The following is a 19116-nucleotide window of genomic DNA, read 5'->3' as shown; positions in this document are numbered from 1 at the left end:
CGCCGGAGCCCCGCGTGGTGGCGCGGCCTCAGCCGCCGAGCTCCTGGTGCCTGGCCGTCAGGGCCGTGGCGCCCTCCTCCGTGAGGGAGCCGAACAGACGCAGGCGGGAGATGCCTCCGTCGGGGAAGATGTCCACGCGCGCGTGGGTCCCGATCACGGGCGCGGCGAGGACGAAGCGGTGGTTGGTGTCGGGCTGGAGGCGGGTACGGGGGAGGATCTCCGTCCAGTCGCCGTCGTCGCCGTCCTTCACCGACACCGACGCCCAGCCGGCGCTGTTGCCCTTCAAGTACGCCGTGTCGATCTCCAGGGCGCGGATCTCGGACTGGGCGACCAACTGGTAGCGGATCCAGTCGTTGCCCTGGTCGCGGCGGCGGCGGGTCTCCCAGCCGTCGTCCATCTTGCGGGAGCGTCCCGGCTGGATGGTGTTCGTGGCGGGCGAGTAGAAGAGGTTGGAGGCGTCCTCGACCCGGCCGCCGTTCTCCAGGGCGAGAACGTCGAAGGTGCCGAGCGCGGAGAGCCACTCCGGGTCGGCCACGACCTCGCCGTAGGCGCGCAGCCGGGCGATGCCGCCGTCGGGGTGCTGGTTGACGCGGAGGTGGGTGAAACGCTGCTCGACAGAGACGGCGAAGCCGTTGGCGGCGTGGCCGCCGACCGCCGTGCGCGGCACGAGCGTCGTCCACTTCACGTCGTCCGCGAGGAGTTCCTCCGGTGACGGGGAGCCGGGCACCGAGGTGCCCTCGACCGACACCGCCTGGGGGTAGTTGCCCCGGAAGTGGGCCGTGTCGACCACCACGCCGCGTACGACACCGGGTGCGCCGAGCCGGACGAGCGCCCAGTCGTGGTCCTCGGCCGTCGGCCACGGGTGCTCGGCCGAGGCGCCGCGGCGGCGCCGCGTCTCCCAGCCGTCCATGACCTTGCCCTTGTGCCCGAAGTGCTCGGGGTCGAACTCGGCCCGCCCGGGCAGCAGGAGGTTCTCGCGCTGGGCGAAGAACTCGTCGTTGGCGGCGATGACCCCGGCGCCGAGCTGCCGGTCGGCGAGGTTGGCGTACTGGGTGAAGGGGAAGTCGGCGGTGCGGTGGTCCGCGTACGGGTCGCCGCCTCCGTAGGGGTTCGCGTCGCCGGTGAAGTGAGGAATCGCCGTCACGTTGATCAGGTCTGCCTTTCGAGGTCGGCCGCTACGGGGGCGGGTACGGGTGCGGGTTCGGGTGCGTTCGAGGACTATGGGGTGCGCGTCAGGAGTTCGCCGCCGGGGGCGCCGAACGCGCCGTCGGCCACGATGCGCTCGCCTCGCAGCCAGGTGGACTTCACGACCCCGCTGAGCGTGCGGCCGGCGTAGGCCGTGACCCGGTTGCGGTGCTGCAGCGCGGCGGGATCCACGGTGAAGGTCTCGTCGGGGGCGAGGACGGCGAAGTCGGCGTCACGGCCCACCGCGATGGCTCCCTTGCGGGAGTCCAGGCCGACCAGTCGGGCGGTGCGCGTGGACATCCAGCTGACCACGTCCTCCAGGCTGTGACCGCGCTTGCGGGCCTCCGTCCAGACCGCCGACAGGCTCAGCTGGAGCCCGGAGATACCGCCCCAGGCGGTCGCGAAGTCGTCCGTCTTCAGGTCGGCCGTGGACGGCGAGTGGTCGGTGACGACGCAGTCGATCGTGCCGTCGGCCAGCGCCTGCCACAGCAGGTCCTGGTTGGCGGCCTCGCGGATGGGCGGGCAGCACTTGAACTCGCTCGCCCCGTCCGGGACTTCCTCCGCCGTCAGGGTCAGGTAGTGGGGGCAGGTCTCCACCGTGATCCGCACGCCCGCACGCTTGGCGTCGGCGATCAGGGGCAGCGCGTCGGAGGACGACAGGTGCAGCACGTGCACACGCGCGTGGAGGCGTTCGGCCTGCGCGATGAGGTTGCCGATGGCGGTGTCCTCGGCGTCGCGCGGGCGCGAGGCCAGGAAGTCGGCGTACTTCCGGCCGCCCTTCTGAGGGGCGGCGGCGAGGTGGTGCGGGTCCTCGGCGTGCACGATGAGCAGGCCGTCGAACGCGGCGATCTCGGCCAGGGACCGGACCAGTTGTTCCTGGTCCAGTTCGGGGAACTCGTCCACGCCGGACGGCGACAGGAAGGCCTTGAAGCCGAAGACTCCCGCGTCGTGCAGCGGGCGCAGGTGCTTGACGTTGTCGGGGAGGGCACCGCCCCAGAAGCCGACGTCGATGTGCGCCTTGGAGCGGGCGACGTCCTGCTTCGTACGGAGGTGGTCGACCGTGGTCGTCGGCGGGAGGGAGTTGAGCGGCATGTCGACCAGGGTGGTGATGCCGCCGGCCGCGGCGGCGCGCGTCGCGGTCCAGAAGCCCTCCCACTCCGTGCGGCCGGGGTCGTTGACATGCACGTGGGTGTCGACCAGACCCGGCAGGAGGACGTCGTCCCCGAAGTCCTCCAGGCGGGCGCCGGGCGGCACCTCGGCGTCGTACGCGAGCACGGCCGTGATCTTGCCCGCGGCGACCGCGACCGTGGCGGCACGCGTCCCTTCGGGAGTGATGACGCGCGTCGAGCGCAGCATCAGTTCGACCCATCCGACGTCGGACACCCGGACCCCTCTCTCTGCCGCTGTCGACTCCCGCTGCCGCAGTTAACTTCCACGTAACGGAATTCAACGTTCTGTTGAAGGAGTCTTCACTCAAGCCCTCGCGTCGTCAAGGGCTCACCCCTCCACCCTGCCCCCGAACGCACCCCTCTGGATATTTCCACAGAATGGAATTAGACTTCCACAAAGCAGAACTTAGCTACGGACCCCCAAGGAGTCAACCAACAGCCGGGTAGGCTGCATCACTGCCTGTCAGCCGTGAAAGGACCGCGCCGTGCCTGCGTCCAGCGCCAGCACCACCGACGCCGCCAAGTCATCCGCCCCGAGCGGTGGTGTCCAGTCCCTCGAGCGCGCCTTCGACCTGCTCGAGCGCATGGCCGACGCCGGCGGAGAGGTCGGCCTGAGCGAGCTCTCCGTGAGCAGCGGGCTGCCGCTGCCCACCATCCACCGCCTCATGCGCACGCTCGTGGCCTGCGGTTACGTACGTCAGCAGTCGAACCGCCGCTACGCGCTCGGCCCCCGCCTGATCCGCCTGGGCGAGTCCGCCTCCCGACTGCTCGGCACCTGGGCGCGCCCCTATCTCGCCCGTCTGGTCGAGGAGACCGGCGAGACGGCGAACATGGCGCTGCTCGACGGGGACGAGATCGTGTACGTGGCCCAGGTGCCCTCCAAGCACTCGATGCGCATGTTCACCGAGGTGGGGCGCCGGGTGCTGCCGCACTCCACGGGCGTGGGCAAGGCCCTGCTCGCGAACACCCCGGCGGACGAGGTGCGCGCACTGCTCGCCCGTACCGGCATGCCCGCCGCGACGGACAAGACGATCACCACCCCGGACGGCTTCCTCGCCGCGCTGGAGGAGGTGCGCAGGCTCGGTTACGCGGTGGACGACAACGAGCAGGAGATCGGCGTGCGCTGCCTCGCCGTCTCGGTCCCCGACTCCCCCACGGCCGCCGCCATCTCGATCTCCGGTCCCGCGGGCCGGGTCACGGACGTGGCCACGGAGAAGATCGTGCCCGTGCTCCAGCAGGTCGCGGCGGAGCTGTCGGAGGCGCTGGCGAGCTCGGGCCCGGCAGCCTGACCGGAGCACCCCCGGGGTCCTGTCCGGGGCGGGCACCGTCAGGGCCGGGCAGCGGGCGGCCCAGGCGCTGTCGGGGTCCGGCGGTCCATCAGGACGCACCCCGGCGTGGCCGCGGCAGCCCGAGCCCCCACCGATACGGGCGGCGAAGCGCCCCGCGGCCAGCCTGCTCACCCACTCCCGCACCGGCACCCCCGGCATCCGCGCCTCCTGGCGCCGCTGCATCTCCCGCTCCGCACGATCGGTGAGGCAGTGGTCGCCTCCGTTGCCGCACATGATCCGCTTCTCGCAGACGTCTCCGGTGTCGATCGACATCGCTCCACTCCCCTTCCCAGGCCAATGCAGTGGGACGATTTCCCCTGGTCACCGAAGTCTGTACGCTGATTGGCCTGCCCCACAGGGCCAATGCGAGGGAGTTGGCACCGTGAACGGACCGGTGGTCCACGGAATGGACAGGACGCTGGGAAGCCGGCAGCTCGCCGCGCTGCTGTCCGCCGTGCCCCAGGTCGACGGCCGCCCCGGGTATCGCGCGCTGGCCGAAGGTGTACGCAGGCTGCTCCTCGACGGCCGGATCGCGCTGCACGTCCGGCTGCCCGCCGAGCGCGAGCTGGCCTCCGCGCTCACGGTCAGCCGCACCACTGTGACGGCGGCGTACGACCTGCTGCGGGAGGACGGGTTCGCGCGGAGCCGGCGGGGCGCGGGGACTTGGACGGAGCTGCCCGACGGCCACCGCCCGGCCAATGTGGCCTCCTTCCCGACCGAGGACGGGGTGATCGACCTGGCCATCGCGGCGCCCGGCGCGCCCGAGGCGGAGCTCGCCGCGGCGTTCGCGGAGGCGGGCGTCCTGCTGGCCCGGCGGGCCTCGACACCCGGCTTTCACCCCTACGGGATCCCGGAGTTGAGGGCCGCCGTCGCCGAGCGCTTCACCCGGCGCGGGCTGCCGACGCTGCCGGACCAGATCCTCATCACGAACGGGGCGCAGCAGGCCCTCTCGCTGACGCTCGGGCTGCTCGGACGGCCCGGCGACCGGATCCTGGTCGAGAACCCCTCGTATCCGAACGCGCTCGACGCGATGCGCCGCGTCGGACTGCGTACCGCTCCCGTTCCCGTCACGGCGGAGGGCTGGGACCCGGGGCTGATCGACTGCGCACTGCGGCAGGCGGCGCCCCGGCTCGCGTATCTGATCCCCGACTTCCACAATCCGACGGGCCATCTGATGCCGCCTGAACAGCGCCTGGCCGTACTGGAGTCGGCGCGCGCGACCGGCACCTGGCTGGTGATCGACGAGACGATGACGGACATCGCGCTGGATGTGCCCGCAGCCCCGCCGTTCGCCTCGCTCGCGCCGCGCGGGATGAGTGAACAGGTCGTGACCGTGGGGTCGTTGAGCAAGACGCACTGGGGCGGGCTGCGCCTCGGCTGGGTGCGGGCGGGTTCCCGCCTGATCACGGAGCTGGCGACCGCACGGGTGCCCACGGACAAGAGTGGTTCGGTCCTGGACCAGTTGGTCGGGCTCGGACTGCTGGCGCGCACGGACGAGGTGCTGCGCGAGCGGCTGCCGCGACTGCGCGCCCAGCGGGGCGCGCTCGCCGACTCACTGGCCCGTCATCTCCCCGACTGGCGCTGGCAGTTGCCGCCCGGCGGGCTGACGCTGTGGATCGACCTGGGCCGCCCGATCGCCTCGTCGCTGGCCCGAGCGGCCCTGGCCCAGGGCCTGCGCATCGAAGGCGGTGCCCGCTTCGGCGCCGACCCTGGCACCCATGAACACCGGCTGCGTTTCCCCTACACCCTGCCGTCCGAGGTGCTCGAGGAGGCCGTGCTCCGGCTCACGACGGCCCTGCACAGTGGGCTCAACGCGGCCGGAGCGGAGGCGGCCCGCCCGCAGTGGGTGGTGTGAGGAGCACTCCGGAGACACACCCCGGAGAATGGAGACACACCCCGTAGAAAGGCTCCGGCCCCCTCAAGGGCGCCGGGGCGGCTCCCCGAACAGCTCCACCGCGCTGCGTACGCCCGCGAGGCCGGTCGACAGCGCGCTGACCGAGCCGATCGCGCCCGCGATCAGCAGCAGGGAGCGGCGCAGCCGGGGTATCTCGGGCATACCGCTGAGGGCCATCGCGGCAAGCGCGGCCAGCTCGTCCTCGGCGATGCCCCGGTCGGGGAACTCGGCCGGATGCGTGGCGAGTTCACGGCGCAGCCGGGAGACGGCGGTCCGCAGTTCCGCCACCCTCGGATCCTCGTCGCTGCCGGTCACTGGCCTCTGCCCCAAGCTCCGCAACACAGCTCGCCCCCTCGCACGTCCTTGTGCGCACGCCCTTCGCCGGTCTGTCCCACACCCCATGGCGATGGTCGGGCGCCGGGGGACGCGGGCCAGTAAACGCCACCCGATGCGGTGGCGCCACCGCGCGGACCGAAATTCAGCCCCGCGAGACCGTGCCCTCGGCGGCGGGTCAGGTATGCAGGAGGTATGACGCACAGGGAAGACGGCGTATGACGCACACAGAAGACCAGGTGGCCGGGCTGCTCCTCGCGGCGGGCGGGGGGCGACGGCTCGGCGGGCGACCCAAGGCGCTGCTCGAACACCGGGGGCGCCCCCTCGTGGAGTACGCGGTGGGGGTGTTGCGCGCGGCCGGGTGCACGCGCGTCCACGTGGTGCTGGGGGCGCGGGCCGACGCCGTACGGGAGCGGGCGCGGCTCGACGGGTGTGTGCTCGTGGACAACCCGGAGTGGGAGCACGGCATGGGTTCGTCGCTACGGGCCGGGCTCGACTCGCTCACCGGCACGGGCGCGCGGGCGGCACTGGTCTCGCTGGTCGACCAGCCCGGCATCGGGCCGCGGGCGGTCGCCCGGGTGCTCGCCGCCTACCAGGACGACACCTCGCTCGTTTCCGCGGCGTACGACGGTGTGCGCGGCCATCCCGTCCTCTTCGGCGCCGCCCACTGGGCCGGTGTCGCGGCGAGCGCCACCGGTGACCGGGGGGCGCGCGCCTACCTGAAGGAGCACGAGGCCGCGATCACGCTCGTCGAGTGCGGTGACGTGGCGGAGCCGTACGACATCGACACGGAGGACGATCTGGGACACCTTGAGTGAACGGCGTGGCACTGAGCGCCACGGTGCCTCGACCTGGAGAATCTCGACATCAACAAACCATTGAACTTCCACCATGAGGAAACTACTATCCACTGTTCAGAAGCGCCGGGCTGCTCTCCAGGCGCTGATCGCCCTACCCGGGTCGCCTGGCACCCGGTGCCACGCTCGCTGAAGGAAGTGACAGCTCATGTCCGCACCAGCGCCGTCCCCGCTGGCCATCGTCGACGCCGAGCCCCTGCCCCGGCAGGAAGAGGTCCTCACCGACGCGGCCCTCGCCTTCGTGGCCGAGCTGCACCGGTTGTTCACGCCCCGGCGTGACGAGCTCCTCGCCCGCCGCGCGGAGCGCCGCGCCGAGATCGCCCGCACCTCCACGCTCGACTTCCTCCCCCAGACCGCCGCCGTCCGCGCGGACGACTCCTGGAAGGTGGCCCCCGCTCCGGCCGCCCTGAACGACCGCCGTGTCGAGATCACCGGCCCCACCGACCGCAAGATGACGATCAACGCCCTCAACTCGGGCGCGAAGGTGTGGCTCGCGGACTTCGAGGACGCCTCGGCGCCCACCTGGGAGAACGTGGTCACCGGTCAGCTCAACCTGATCGACGCGTACACCCGCAGCATCGACTTCACCGACCCGAAGTCCGGGAAGTCGTACGCCCTGAAGGCGAACGACGAGCTCGCGACGGTCGTCATGCGGCCACGCGGCTGGCACCTGAACGAGCGTCACCTCGTCGACGAGGACGGCACCCCCGTCCCCGGCGCGCTCGTCGACTTCGGCCTGTACTTCTTCCACAACGCGCAGCGCCTGCTCGACCTCGGCAAGGGCCCGTACTTCTACCTCCCGAAGACGGAGTCGCACCTGGAGGCCCGCCTCTGGAACGACGTCTTCGTCTTCGCGCAGGACTACGTCGGCATCCCGCAGGGCACCGTCCGCGCGACCGTCCTGATCGAGACGATCACGGCGGCGTACGAGATGGAGGAGATCCTCTACGAACTCCGCGACCACGCCTCCGGGTTGAACGCGGGTCGCTGGGACTACCTCTTCTCCATCGTCAAGAACTTCCGTGACGGCGGCCAGAAGTTCGTGCTGCCGGACCGCAACGCGGTGACGATGACGGCCCCGTTCATGCGCGCCTACACCGAACTCCTCGTCCGCACCTGCCACAAGCGCGGCGCGCACGCGATCGGCGGCATGGCGGCGTTCATCCCCTCCCGGCGCGACGAAGAGGTCAACAAGGTCGCCTTCGAGAAGGTCAAGGCCGACAAGGACCGCGAGGCGGGCGACGGTTTCGACGGCTCGTGGGTGGCCCACCCGGACCTGGTCCCGATCGCGATGGCCTCCTTCGACGCCGTCCTCGGCGAGAAGCCGAACCAGAAGGACCGGCTGCGCGAGGACGTGTCGGTCGCCGCCGGGGACCTGATCGCCGTCGACTCCCTCGACGCCAGGCCGACGTACGACGGTCTGGTCAACGCGGTCCAGGTCGGCATCCGTTACATCGAGGCTTGGCTGCGCGGGCTCGGCGCCGTCGCCATCTTCAACCTCATGGAGGACGCGGCCACCGCCGAGATCTCCCGCTCGCAGATCTGGCAGTGGATCAACGCGGGCGTCGAGTTCGAGCACGCGGGGCACACCGTGAAGGCCACCCCGGAGCTGGCCCGCGAGGTCGCCGCCGAGGAGCTGGCGAACATCCGCACCGAGATCGGCGAGGAGGCCTTCGCGGCCGGCCACTGGCAGCAGGCCCACGACCTGCTCCTGGAGGTCGCGCTCGACGAGAACTACGCCGACTTCCTGACGCTGCCGGCGTACGAGCAGCTCAAGGGCTGACCTCCGAGGCGGCTCACTTGTCCGAGTGGCCCAGGGACCTTCCCGGGGCCACTCGGTCGCGTACGAGCTTCTTCACGGCCGTCGGTTCCGGGAAACCCTGCTCGCGCCGGTCCCAGACCACCTCGTCGTTCACGCGGACGACGAACACGCCGCCGGTACCGGGCTTCAGGGACAGCTCGGTGAGTTCCGTCTCGAAGGTGGTGAGCAGCTCCTGGGCCAGCCAGGCCGCGCGGGGCAGCCAGCGGCACTGGGTGCAGTATTCGATCTGGACGCGCTGGACGTCTGTCATCCGAGGTGCACCGACCAATCCTGTTCCGCCGCCGGTTTGCCGTGCAGGTCGGGGACCCGCTTGAGCCAGTTCGGGCGGCCCTGCTGGGTTTTCGTCGCGCGGTCCGCGTCCTCGGCGGCAAGCTGTTCACGGCTCGGGAAGTCCGTGGGGAGCCAGTCCGCGGAGGCCTTCACGCGGGCGAGTAGATAGCGGACGTAGGCCTCGCGCGCCTCGTCCGGGGTCGCGAAACCGGGTTCTTCCGCGAGCCAGGCGTCCGGCACCGCGGCGGTGACCTCGCGCAGCAGCTCCTCCGTCACCTTGGGCGCCAGTTCCGCGTCGGCGGCGCGGGTGTCCGGGGCGTAGCCGCCGAGGGCGTGGTTGCGGAAGTCGTACGCCTTCTCCGGTGCCGAGGCGTCCCAGCGGTGGTGGAAGACGAGGGCGGCGCCGTGGTCGATCAGCCACAGCCGCGGGGGCGCGATGCCGAACGTCGGCCAGACCATCAGGTTCGAGCTGTGCACGGTGCGGTCCACGTTGACCGTGAGGGCGTCCAGCCAGATCACCTCGCCCGCCTCCAGCGGGTCGACGGGGAACGTCCTGGCCGTCTCCGGTGTGAAGTCCTTCGCGCCCGGCAGATAGTCCATGCCGAGGTTGATCCCTGCGCTGACGCGCAGCAGGTCCTGGACCTCCTGGTGCGGCTCGTGCTCGGCGACGGCCGGGTCGAAGTGGACGAGGACCAGCTCGGGGAAGCGCAGCCCGAGGGCGCGCGCCAGTTCACCGACGATCACCTCGGCGACCAGCGCCTTGCGGCCCTGCGCGGAGCCCGTGAACTTCACGACATACGTCCCCAGGTCATCGGCCTCGACGACTCCGGGGACGGAACCACCGGCCCGCAAGGGTGCGATGTAGTGGGTTGCAGTGACCTCTCTCAGCATTTTCTCAGGCCATTCATCTCTTTAGCCTTACAATCCACGCCCAACCTCAGGCGTGCGCAACAGCGAGAAGTATCCATCATCAGCCCTGGGGAGAATCTGGGGAGTTTCCACCGGCATGCAGCGAAGTGAGCATAGTAACCGAGCGTGATCGCCGGCGAGGAGTGACCGAGCCACCGCGCCACGGTCACGACAGACTCTCCCGCCTCCAGAGCGGTTCGGCAGGTGAAGTCCGCGACTTGGGCCCTGGCTGTGATGACGCGTGGGGGCGAGTCAGGCGGCGGGGCGTTGAACCGCTGCAGCCAGGACAAGATGGCCCCCGTCACAGCGGGGACGGCCACGGAGACCTCCTGGGCGCGGACCTGGGACGGTCAGCCACGCCGCGGTCGCCGAACGTTCCGGTGACGGCCAGGCCACGGTCTAGCCACTGGCCGCGGCAGCGTCTCCTGCCCGGCCACAGTCTGACCGGCTCCGACGGGCAGCTGGCGGGGCGTCGACACATTCGCCACGGCGAAGCCCGGGACCGTCTTCCCGCTCTAGAGATTCGTGCCCGTGTCGCCCTCGTCATTCAATGAGTCCCGCCGCTTCCTCTCACGCGGAGCAGAGAGGCCCTCTTGCCCGTCCAGCAGCTCCAGGAGCGCGGCGTCCGCCTTCTGCCTGTCCTCTTTCGTCAGTTCAAGAGGTGCGTTGCTGTAGACGGTGTACCGGTCGGGATCAATGATGTTGGCGGCCCTCAAGGTGAACGTCACCAGGGAGCGCCACCCTTTGCGGTGACCGACCTTCGCCTGAAGCTGAACCTTGTAATCGCGGGGCTCCGGAACGAATCCGGAAAACGGTGCCTCGAACTCGACGAGGAGCTGTTGCGCTTCTCTGCCGGCCACGGCGAATCCGGCTGGCAACTTCGGCTCGTCCTCCGGCCCGGGTTGGAGACGGGACGGCGAAGATATCCACAGGAGTGGCAGATGGGAGGCAGGCTCATCGGGGAAGGTCAACCTGAGATCCTGCACCACTATCGGCTTGGCACCGGTGTTGTGAAGGACGAGCGGAAGCCGCAGGCGAGCCATGGAGCAGTGGACAATCGCGGCAAAGGAATGAGGCTCCCAGGACTTCAGGTGCCCTTGCCTGGCGTTGATCCACCAGAAGGACGCGACGGTAAAGATCAACGCGCAAACCGACACAACGCCAGCACCAGGAATCGATGGAAACGCATCCTGAACTGCGGCGGCCATCAGCGGAAGCACAAATTCAGTGTGCCAGCCCCAGGGTGCGCGCGCGAACAGAGCTCGATGGAGCGGGACCCTTGAGCGGCCCAGCCTCTCGGTGCGGAACAGCTGGTTTCCGTCATCCTCCGGCGATGAGGTGCCCTGCAGGAAATCCTTGATTTCCCGCGCCGGGGCTTTGAGCAAGGCCGTGCCATCGGGCGGACTGAGAAGGATATACAAGTCGCTTCGCGAGGTCACTCGCAGGTTGCAGCAGCGCGGGTCGCTCCTGCCCGGCGGTCGGCTCTGTATTGCGCCACCCGACGCGAGAGAGGTGCCGATGCGTTGACACCCCGAGGTTCCATACGTCGTACGGAAAGTCGAGAGGTGTTATCAGCAGGGAAGAGACTCACCCGTCACTCGTAATGACGGCGACGTTTGCACCGGAACCCGGGCCTCGTGCCGGGCGACACGCCGCATGGCGAACTGTGTCTGGTCACGCGCGGCATCGCGGTGACGACACGGTGGGGCCATGACCCGATGGCCATCGGCCGTCAGCCCGCTGTCAGTCCCGTCAGCGGCAGCGTGTGCTGGGTGCGGACCACCTTGGTACGGAGGTAACGGACGTTGTGGGCGGTGGTGAAGACGCCCGTGGGAACGTGGTGGGCCACCGTCAGGCCCAAGGCGCGCAGCTGGGCCGCCTTGTCCGGGTTGTTGGACAGCAGGTCCAGCTCAAAGATGCCGAGGGCGGCGAGCATCTGAGCGGCGGCGGTGTAGTCGCGGGCGTCCTCGGGGAGGCCGAGGGCCGCGTTTTCTCGGCGCCGGGGGCGCCGCCTCGGCCGCGGTTCCCGAGTCCGCGCACGTGCAGCGTCCGGCCGTCAGCGTCAAGGCCGACGACTATCGCGGGGACCGCAGTGTCGCCTACCAGCACAACTCCGAGGAGGACTACCGCCGGGACGGATACCGCGCCCGACAGCACAGCGACCGCTTCGCCGACTCGCACCAGTACGACCGCCGCAGTCACTTCTCCTACTGGGACGACGAGGACTACAGCTGGAAGCACGACAGGAACCACCGCTACAACTGCGACCGGTCCGACCGCGACTCGAACCGGCATGACCACGACTCCAACCGGTCCAACCGCAACCGGGGTTGCGACAACCAGTGAGACAGGCGGCGTTGGCACGGGTGGGCTCAGACCGTGCACATCGCCGTGATGTCCGCCGGCGACAGGGAGGCGGCCGCCGATCTCAGGATCAGCTACTCCTGACCACGCCCAGACAGCAGGCAGGAGGGGCTCAACACCGCCCTCCTGCCTGCACCTGCCGACATTCCATACGGCGTACGGAATGGGTGATACCGTACAGCGGCTTCGTCATCGTCGGCCTGTTCTTCGCCACGTGAGCTGCGGCCCGCCGAGCAACAGGCCGACTGACAGCGGGTGATGCGTGAGCCGCACGACGGCGCACTGATTGTCACGGTGTCGATCGGCGCCCTGGTCTCGTTCTCGTGCCCTGATACCTCTGCAGAAATTCCGTCACAGCCACTTCCGTGAAAAATGGGCGCCGGTACTCGGAAGAGCACCGGCGCCCACGGCATGGCGCCTCTCACCTATCAGGCGGCCGCAATGCCCTCAGGCATAGGCGACGGCGTCCTCGACGGGCACACGGGGCAGCCGCGGGAACCACGGGTCGGCACCGGGGTGACCGATGTTGACCACCAGTTGCGAGCGCCAGCTGGTACCGGCGAAGAACTCCCCGTCCACACCTGCCTTGTCGAAGCCCGCCATGGGACCGGCCGCGAACCCCGACGCGCGGACCGCGAGGAGGAAGACCCCGGTCTGCAGTGCCGAGTTGTAGGCCGCGATGCTCTCGCGCGCGTCGATCTGGTCGGCGAACGCCGCTCGTAGCAAGTCTCCGCGCGCCGGGAAGACGGTCGGCATCTGCTCGTGGAAGTCGACGTCGTACGCCAGGACCGCCACGGCCGGCGCACTGAGCGTCTTGGCCCTGTTGCCCTCGTCGAGATGCCGGACGAGTCGTTCCTTGCCCTCTCGGGTCCGCACGAAGAGCACGCGCAGAGGCTGGCCGTTGGCGGCGCTCGGCGACCAGCGGGCGAGTTCCCAGATCATGGCGAGTTCGTCGTCGGCAACGGCCACCTCGGCGAAGGTGTTCGCGGTGCGGGCCTCGGTGAACAGCACCTTTCGTCCGGCGTCGTCGAGGACATCGAGGGCCTGCGGTTCGCGGTCGGTCATGCTCATCATTTCTCTCTTACTTCGGTTGTGTGTGGTGCCGGGGCGGGTTGACCACCCCGGCACCACCCCCTGGGGACGGGGTTTACGGAGCCGGGCAGGGCACGAGGACCCGGTGCTGTCACGTGGGCCCGGGGTCCCCTGGCCGACGTCATGTGTCGTGCGCTGACCGCTTGTTCCGCTCCGCGCCCAGGCGGGCGAAGTAGGCGATCAGGTCGGGGTTGTCGACCGCCGCGGGGTTCAGGACCTGCTCGGCGGGGGCACCCTGGAGCAGGCGCTTGACGGGAACCTCGAGCTTCTTGCCGGTCTTCGTGTGCGGCAGGGCCCGTACGGCGAGGATCTCGTCGGGGACGTGGCGGGGTGAGGCGCCGGTGCGGATCGCGTCGCGGATCCGGACGCGCAGGGAGTCGTCCAGGGCGACCCCGTCGGCGAGGACCACGAAGAGCGGCATCCAGTAGCCGCCGTCGGATTCCTCCGCGCCGATGACGAGAGCCTCGGTGATCTCGGGGAGGCGTTCGACGACGTCGTGGATGTCGGCACTGCCCAAGCGCACGCCGTTGCGGTTGAGGGTGGCGTCGGAGCGGCCGTGGACGATCACCGAGCCGTGCGAGGTGAGTGTGATCCAGTCGCCGTGCCGCCACAGACCGGGGTAGGCGCCGAAGTAGGCGTCGCGGTAGCGGCTGCCGTCGGGGTCGTTCCAGAAGTACAGCGGCATGGACGGCATGGGCCGGGTGACGACCAGTTCGCCGACCTGGTCGAGGACAGGGATACCCGTCGCGTCGTAGGCGGCCAGGGCCACGCCGAGGCTGGGGGCGGACAGCTCCCCAGCCCAGACGGGGGTCGTGGAGGCGCTGCCGGCGAAGCCGGAGACGATGTCCGTACCGCCGCTGGTGGAGGCCAACTGGACGCCGGCGCCCACGTGGTCGCGGACCCAGGGGTAGGCGGAGGCGGGCAGAGCGGAGCCGGTGCAGCCGACGACGCGGATGGCCGACAGGTCGTATACGGAGGGTTCGATGCCCAGCTTGGCCATGGTCAGCAGGTACTGAGGACTGGTGCCGAAGACGGTGACCTTGTGACGGGCCGCCAGCTCCCACAGGACGTCCGGACGCGCCTGCGGAACCGGACTGCCGTCGTAGGTGCAGGTGGTGGCACCGGTCAGCAGGGTGGAGACGACCAGGTTCCACATCATCCAGTGGGTGGTGGTGAACCACAGCAGGCGGTCCCCGGTGCCCAGATCGGTGTGCAGGCCGAGGGTCTTGAGGTGTTCGAGCAGGACCCCGCCGTGCCCGTGGACGATGCCCTTGGGCAGTCCGGTGGTGCCGGAGGAGAAGACGACCCACAGGGGGTGGTCGAACGGCACCGGGGCGATGGTGAGGTACTCGACGCGGCTGACCGCGTCCTCCCAGGGAACCGTCAGCCCCGCGTCCCCGCCCTCGGGCCACGCAAGGCCCACGTGGTCCACGAGCACCGTGGCCTTCAGCGTCGGCAGGGCGGCGGCGAGTTCGAGCGAGGCGGCGCGGCGGTCGTGGGTGGTGCCGTTGAAGAGGTAGCCGTCCGCGGTGATGAGCACCGTGGGTTCGAGCTGCGCGAAGCGGTCGGCGGCCGCCTTGGGTACGTAGTCCTGGCCGCACACCGACCACACCGCGCCCAGGCTTGCGGTGGCGAGGAAGGCGATGACGGCGTGGGGGGTGTTGGGCAGATAGCCCACCACCCGGTCGCCCTGTCCGACGCCCAGGTCGCGCAGGCTGGCGGCGACGGAGGCGACCCGGGCGCGCAGCTCCCGGCCCGTGATCTCATAGCCGGCCCCGGTCTCGTCCAGGGCGGTGATCGCGGGAGCGTCCGGCTGCAGGTTGCGCAGCGCGTGATGCGTGTAGTTGAGGGTGGCGCCGGGGAACCAGCGGGCGCCGGGCATGGTCTCCTCGGCCAGCACCCGCTCGTACTCAGTCGTCGCGTCGATGTCGAAGTACTCCCACGCCGCGGCCCAGAACCCTTCGAGGTCGGTGACGGACCACTCGTACAGGGCTCGGTAGTCCGTGGGGTCCTGGATCCCTTCGGCGCCCCGGTGTCGGGCCGCCCATCGGGCGAAGTCCGCGATGCGACTGTGGGCGGCCACCTTCGGGTCGGGAGTGAAGAAGGGTTCCGTATACGGCTCAGGGCGCGGGGTGGTCATGGTGTGGAGCTCCTCGTCAGGCGGGCCGGGCGTCGGCGGTATGGCGGGCCGTGTGCAGCAGGGGGGCCCAGGCGACGGTGTCCGTGAAGTCGCCGGTGCCGACCGGGACGGTGTCCATCACGACGCGGTCGGGGCGCAGCAGGACGGCGTCGGCACGGCCGCGGGCCAGCCAGCCGGCCAGGGTGCCGTCGTCGCCCAGATCGTCGACGCGGATCATCGGGGCACCGAGTGCCGTGGCCACGGCCGTCATCTGCGCCGTGGGCGGCACAGCGGTCAGGACGGCGAAGGAGTCCCCGAGGACGTCATCGAGGCGCACTCGCCTGCCGTCGTGCCGTACCCAGGGCTGCGGGCCAAAGGTGCCGGCCAGCACGCGGCCGGTCAGCCTGGGGCGGCGCCGTACGAGCGGACCGGCGGTCAGGGCGGGACTGAGGTCACGGCTCACCGCCGCGGTCACACCGGGGATGCGACAGGCCGTGCCCACGACGGCCCGGCGGAACGCCGCACCGCGGTCCTGTCCGCCGGTCATGGCCCAGCCGACGGCGACCGCCACGCGGATCACATGGCGGGCGTGCGGCTTGCGCTCGCGTTCGTAGGTGTCCAGCAGCCCCTCGTGTGCGCCCCGTTGGAGCACCTGGGCGAGCTTCCAGGTGAGGTTCTGGGCGTCGCGCAGGCCCGTGCACAGTCCCTGCCCGACGAACGGCGGGGTGAGGTGGGCGGCGTCGCCCAGCAGGAAGACGCGCCCCTTGCGCCACCGGTCGGCGAGGCGGGCCCGGAAGGTGTACTGCGCCTGCCGCACCACCTCGAAGTCGTTGCCCGGCGAGGCGTCGGGCGGCAGGTCCACCCAGGGGGCGACCAGCTCGCGCAGGCGCTCCCATCCGTCCGGGCCGTCCAGGTTCTGGTCGTCGGCCAGCCTGAACTCCCAGCGGTAGCGGTCCTCGCCGACGCGCATGAAGGTGGCCGGCTGGGTGGGGGAGCAGATCTGCTCGGCGCCTTCCCAGGTGCGCACAGGGCGGCTGGTGCGCACGTCGATGACCCGCCAGCTCTCCTCGAAGTGCAGGTCCTCCCATACGGCGCCGATGGCATCGCGGGTGAGACTGCCCGCACCGTCGCAGCCGAGGACGGCATCGGCCCACAGGTGCTCCTCCTCGTCGCCGCCGTCGCGCCGAAGGGTGACCCGGACCGGACCCGTCGGATCGTTCGGTCCGTCGGTGTCCCGTGCGACGGACTGGGTGACGGACACGACCTCCACCCCGCTCCACAGCTCGCACTCCGGGCGGCGCGCCAGGGCGTCACGCAGCACGCGTTCCAGCTCGGGCTGGTCGAACATGCTGGTCTCCGGGAAGCCGTGGTGTCCGTGCATGGACCGCGGGAATTCGGCGATCACGCGGCGCCCGGCGTCCAGCAGCCGCAGTCCGGGCGCCGGGCGGGCGAGGGAGGCGAACTCCTCGTGGACACCGGCGCTCTGCAGGATCCGGCGGATCTCGTCGTCCACGACGACGGCGCGCGGCAGGGGGTAGATGTCCCGGTGACGTTCGAGGAGCAAGCTGCGCACTCCGTGCCGGGCGAGCAGCAGGGCGGCCATGACCCCGACGGGTCCCGCACCGATGATCACCACCGGTCTCCGGGATGCGGCTTTCATGATGCGTCCGCAACGGGGGTCCGCTGCTCGCCGAGGTCGATCCGCCCGTCCGGGGTGGCGATCGTGGCGGTGACGAGGTCACCCTTGCGCAGGTACTTGGGGTTCTTGGCCTGGCCCTTGAAGAACGCCTTCCACTTCAGTGCGGGCGGCAGCAGCGCACCGATCTTCTCGGCCGCCTTGGGCGGGGCCTTCAGGGCCGTGCCGCCGGGAGTGCCGGTCAGCAGCAGGTCGCCCGGGGCGAGGGTCTGGAAGCGGGCGAGCAGGGTGAGCGCCTGCGCGGGCCGCACGATCATGTCGGCCAGCGTGCGGTCCTGGCGCGACACGCCGTTGACCGACAGCTGCAACCGCAGGTTCAGCAGGTGAGCGAAGTCCTCGGGCTCCAGCAGGGCCAGGTACGGACCCGTCGGCGTGAAGGTCGGATAGGACTTGCTCTCGTAGAACTGGGTCTTGGTCAGCTGGACGTCGCGGGCGCTGACGTCGTTGGTCAGGACAAGGCCGGCGACATAGCGCGGCAGGTCCTGCTCCTCGACGACGGTGCCCACGGGCAGGGTCGCACCCATGACGAGGCCGAGTTCCACCTCGTAGTCGAGGAACTTCACGTGCCCGGGGCGGATGATCGCGTCATGGGGGCCGCTGACCGAGCCGGACGCCTTGCGGAAGAAGGTGGGCGGGATGTCGCCGGTGAAACCCGAATCCTTGGCGTGGCTGCGGTAGTTGACCATCTGGGCGACCACCCGGCACGGGGTGGTGACCGGAGGCAGCGCCACCAGGTCGGCGACGGGCGTGCCGCTCTCGGCGGAGGCGGCGGCCTCGCGGACCGCGTCCCGGTCAGCGAGCAGTTCGGCGGTGGTGACGGCCTTGGTCTCGACGCGGACGGCGCGTTCGTCCCGGACGACCCACCAGCCCTCGGTGGTACGCAGAACGTTGGTGCTCATGAGCTCATCGCTTTCATCAGGCCCAGCAGGCGTGCGGGGTCGAGTTCGTTGTCGCCGCGCAGGGCCGTCATGACCTCGCGCAGCTTGGCGGGGGAAGGGCTGGCGCCCAGGAAGTCGCGGGTGACCGGCGGACCCCACTGGGCCAGGCCGCTCGCCGACATCGGTGCCCAGCCGGGCTCCAGGTCGCAGGAGAAGAGGTCGCCGTCGGCGAAGTGCTCCAGCATGAAGTGGTCGGGGTCGCGCCAGTAGTCGAACAGCTGGCTGCCCTGGATGTGCCGACCGATGCCCCAGCTGCGCTGGTAACCGCGCTCGGTCAGGTACTCCCCGCCGGCGCCGATCGCGTCGAGGTCGGTGACCTGGTAGGCCGAGTGGACATAGCCGGTTCCGGGCCCCAGGTGCAGGGCCAGCGTGTGGTGATCGACAGCCACACTCCCCTGGTCGCACCGGACGAACGCCATCGTCGGCCCGCGCCCGCGCTGCCCGTCCAGGAACAGGAAGTCGGACACGATCATCCCGAGGGTGTCCAGGTACCAGTCCAGGGTGCGGGCGAACACCCGGGTCTCCAGCACCACATGGCCCAGCCGCTGGATACGGGACGGCTCACGGGGCGGACGCTGGGTGGCGTTCGTACGACCGTGATCGGTACCGAAGTTGAGGATCAGCGGCTCCTGCTCGGGCAACGCGGGCAGCTGCTCGGCGCAGTGCACGACCCGGACGGGCAGGCCCGAGGGATCGAGCAGGGCGACCGACTGCCCACCGCCCGGTACGCCGATGTCCCGGACGGTACTGCCGGTGGCGCGGGCCAGCCGGTCCAGGTCGGCCCGCTCGGCCGCGCGGAACGCCGGCCCGATGAACCGGGACGCACGCCCCCGCCGGATCACCATGCAGGGCGAGCCGGCGAAGGTGCCGCGCAGCCACAGCTCGTCCTCGGTGCGGGCGGCGATCGCGAAGCCGAAGTCACGGGCGAAGACCTCGGCCTGGTCCAGGTCGGGCTTCTCGAACTCCAGCCAGGCCAGGTCGGCCACCTTGATCACGGGATTCCGGGACCGTCCCGGATGCTCACCGCGCAGGGCGCCCTCCTCGCTGTGGAGGTCTTGGTGGGGCGTCTGGGGAGCGGCCTTGTTAACGCGGGTGTGGGACATGGTGTCCTCCAAGCAACACTGCTGTAATGAGGAAATC

Annotated in this window: 16 protein-coding genes and 1 pseudogene; 5 read left to right on the top strand and 12 right to left on the bottom strand. The window is 70.4% G+C overall.

Annotated features, from left to right (window positions below):
* Positions 1-28: 28 nt before the first annotated feature.
* Together alc and allB are read right to left on the bottom strand one after the other, a co-directional pair.
* On the bottom strand, positions 29-1144 hold the full coding sequence (alc, locus tag OG798_RS40880; RefSeq protein ID WP_121414572.1) for an allantoicase: 1116 nt from the start codon (positions 1142-1144) through the stop codon (positions 29-31).
* Between the two features lie 74 nt (positions 1145-1218).
* A complete protein-coding gene (gene allB / locus OG798_RS40875) occupies positions 1219-2541 on the bottom strand; it encodes an allantoinase AllB (RefSeq protein WP_121418248.1) in 1323 nt (440 codons plus the stop codon).
* Between the two features lie 298 nt (positions 2542-2839).
* Here allB and OG798_RS40870 point away from each other — a divergent pair, with 298 nt between their 5' ends.
* Both OG798_RS40870 and yczR read left to right on the top strand, forming a co-directional pair.
* Entirely contained in the window at positions 2840-3643 is an 804-nt protein-coding gene (locus OG798_RS40870; protein ID WP_097224312.1) for an IclR family transcriptional regulator, read from the top strand.
* Between the two features lie 421 nt (positions 3644-4064).
* A complete protein-coding gene (gene yczR, locus OG798_RS40865; protein ID WP_413253603.1) occupies positions 4065-5537 on the top strand; it encodes a MocR-like transcription factor YczR in 1473 nt (490 codons plus the stop codon).
* Positions 5538-5600: 63 nt separating this feature from the next.
* On the opposite strand, the gene OG798_RS40860 is transcribed toward yczR, so the two are convergent.
* Positions 5601-5918 (bottom strand): DUF5955 family protein, encoded by a 318-nt coding sequence (locus OG798_RS40860; RefSeq protein ID WP_054237073.1) that lies wholly within the window; start codon positions 5916-5918, stop codon positions 5601-5603.
* A 209-nt stretch (positions 5919-6127) separates the two neighbouring features.
* Here OG798_RS40860 and OG798_RS40855 point away from each other — a divergent pair, with 209 nt between their 5' ends.
* Together OG798_RS40855 and aceB are read left to right on the top strand one after the other, a co-directional pair.
* The gene (locus OG798_RS40855) at positions 6128-6727 is read left to right on the top strand and encodes a nucleotidyltransferase family protein (protein WP_097224314.1); all 600 of its coding nucleotides are present in this window, start codon (positions 6128-6130) and stop codon (positions 6725-6727) included.
* Between the two features lie 187 nt (positions 6728-6914).
* Complete coding sequence (aceB, locus tag OG798_RS40850) at positions 6915-8549, top strand: malate synthase A (protein WP_267063235.1); 1635 nt, start codon at positions 6915-6917, stop codon at positions 8547-8549.
* A gap of 13 nt (positions 8550-8562) precedes the next feature.
* Here aceB and OG798_RS40845 read toward each other — a convergent pair whose 3' ends face one another.
* The 4 genes and pseudogenes from OG798_RS40845 to OG798_RS40830 all read right to left on the bottom strand — a co-directional run.
* Complete coding sequence (locus OG798_RS40845; protein ID WP_054237070.1) at positions 8563-8838, bottom strand: SelT/SelW/SelH family protein; 276 nt, start codon at positions 8836-8838, stop codon at positions 8563-8565.
* The gene (locus OG798_RS40840) at positions 8835-9749 is read right to left on the bottom strand and encodes a HipA family kinase (RefSeq protein WP_267063234.1); all 915 of its coding nucleotides are present in this window, start codon (positions 9747-9749) and stop codon (positions 8835-8837) included. The genes OG798_RS40845 and OG798_RS40840 overlap by 4 nt, the downstream gene beginning before the upstream one ends.
* Positions 9750-10282: 533 nt before the next feature.
* Entirely contained in the window at positions 10283-11206 is a 924-nt protein-coding gene (locus OG798_RS40835; protein WP_328758647.1) for a hypothetical protein, read from the bottom strand.
* A gap of 293 nt (positions 11207-11499) precedes the next feature.
* Positions 11500-11757: pseudogene (locus tag OG798_RS40830) on the bottom strand (GTP cyclohydrolase); the annotation flags it as partial.
* Positions 11758-11807: 50 nt separating this feature from the next.
* On the opposite strand from OG798_RS40830, the gene OG798_RS40825 reads away from it, so the two are divergent.
* Positions 11808-12113, top strand: coding sequence for a hypothetical protein (locus OG798_RS40825; RefSeq protein ID WP_267064000.1), 306 nt, complete (start codon positions 11808-11810; stop codon positions 12111-12113).
* 465 nt (positions 12114-12578) lie between these two features.
* Here the strand turns inward: OG798_RS40825 and OG798_RS40820 are convergent, their stop codons facing one another.
* The 5 genes from OG798_RS40820 to OG798_RS40800 form a co-directional block, all read right to left on the bottom strand.
* Positions 12579-13196 (bottom strand): malonic semialdehyde reductase, encoded by a 618-nt coding sequence (locus tag OG798_RS40820; protein ID WP_121414575.1) that lies wholly within the window; start codon positions 13194-13196, stop codon positions 12579-12581.
* A gap of 148 nt (positions 13197-13344) precedes the next feature.
* Positions 13345-15363 carry an acetoacetate--CoA ligase gene (locus tag OG798_RS40815; protein ID WP_121414576.1) on the bottom strand — a complete coding sequence of 673 codons (2019 nt, stop codon included), beginning with the start codon at positions 15361-15363 and terminating at the stop codon, positions 13345-13347.
* A gap of 16 nt (positions 15364-15379) precedes the next feature.
* The gene (mhpA, locus tag OG798_RS40810; protein ID WP_328758646.1) at positions 15380-17002 is read right to left on the bottom strand and encodes a bifunctional 3-(3-hydroxy-phenyl)propionate/3-hydroxycinnamic acid hydroxylase MhpA; all 1623 of its coding nucleotides are present in this window, start codon (positions 17000-17002) and stop codon (positions 15380-15382) included.
* Positions 16999-17937 (bottom strand): fumarylacetoacetate hydrolase family protein, encoded by a 939-nt coding sequence (locus OG798_RS40805; RefSeq protein ID WP_121414578.1) that lies wholly within the window; start codon positions 17935-17937, stop codon positions 16999-17001. Before OG798_RS40805 ends, mhpA begins: the two co-directional genes overlap by 4 nt.
* Positions 17934-19079, bottom strand: coding sequence for a VOC family protein (locus tag OG798_RS40800; RefSeq protein ID WP_121418250.1), 1146 nt, complete (start codon positions 19077-19079; stop codon positions 17934-17936). Before OG798_RS40800 ends, OG798_RS40805 begins: the two co-directional genes overlap by 4 nt.
* Positions 19080-19116: the final 37 nt, after the last annotated feature.

The organism is Streptomyces sp. NBC_00271, assembly GCF_036178845.1.
In the GTDB taxonomy this organism is placed as follows: domain Bacteria; phylum Actinomycetota; class Actinomycetes; order Streptomycetales; family Streptomycetaceae; genus Streptomyces.
Note: the sequence above shows the minus strand (reverse complement) of the source record. Positions and strands in the feature narration are given on the sequence as shown.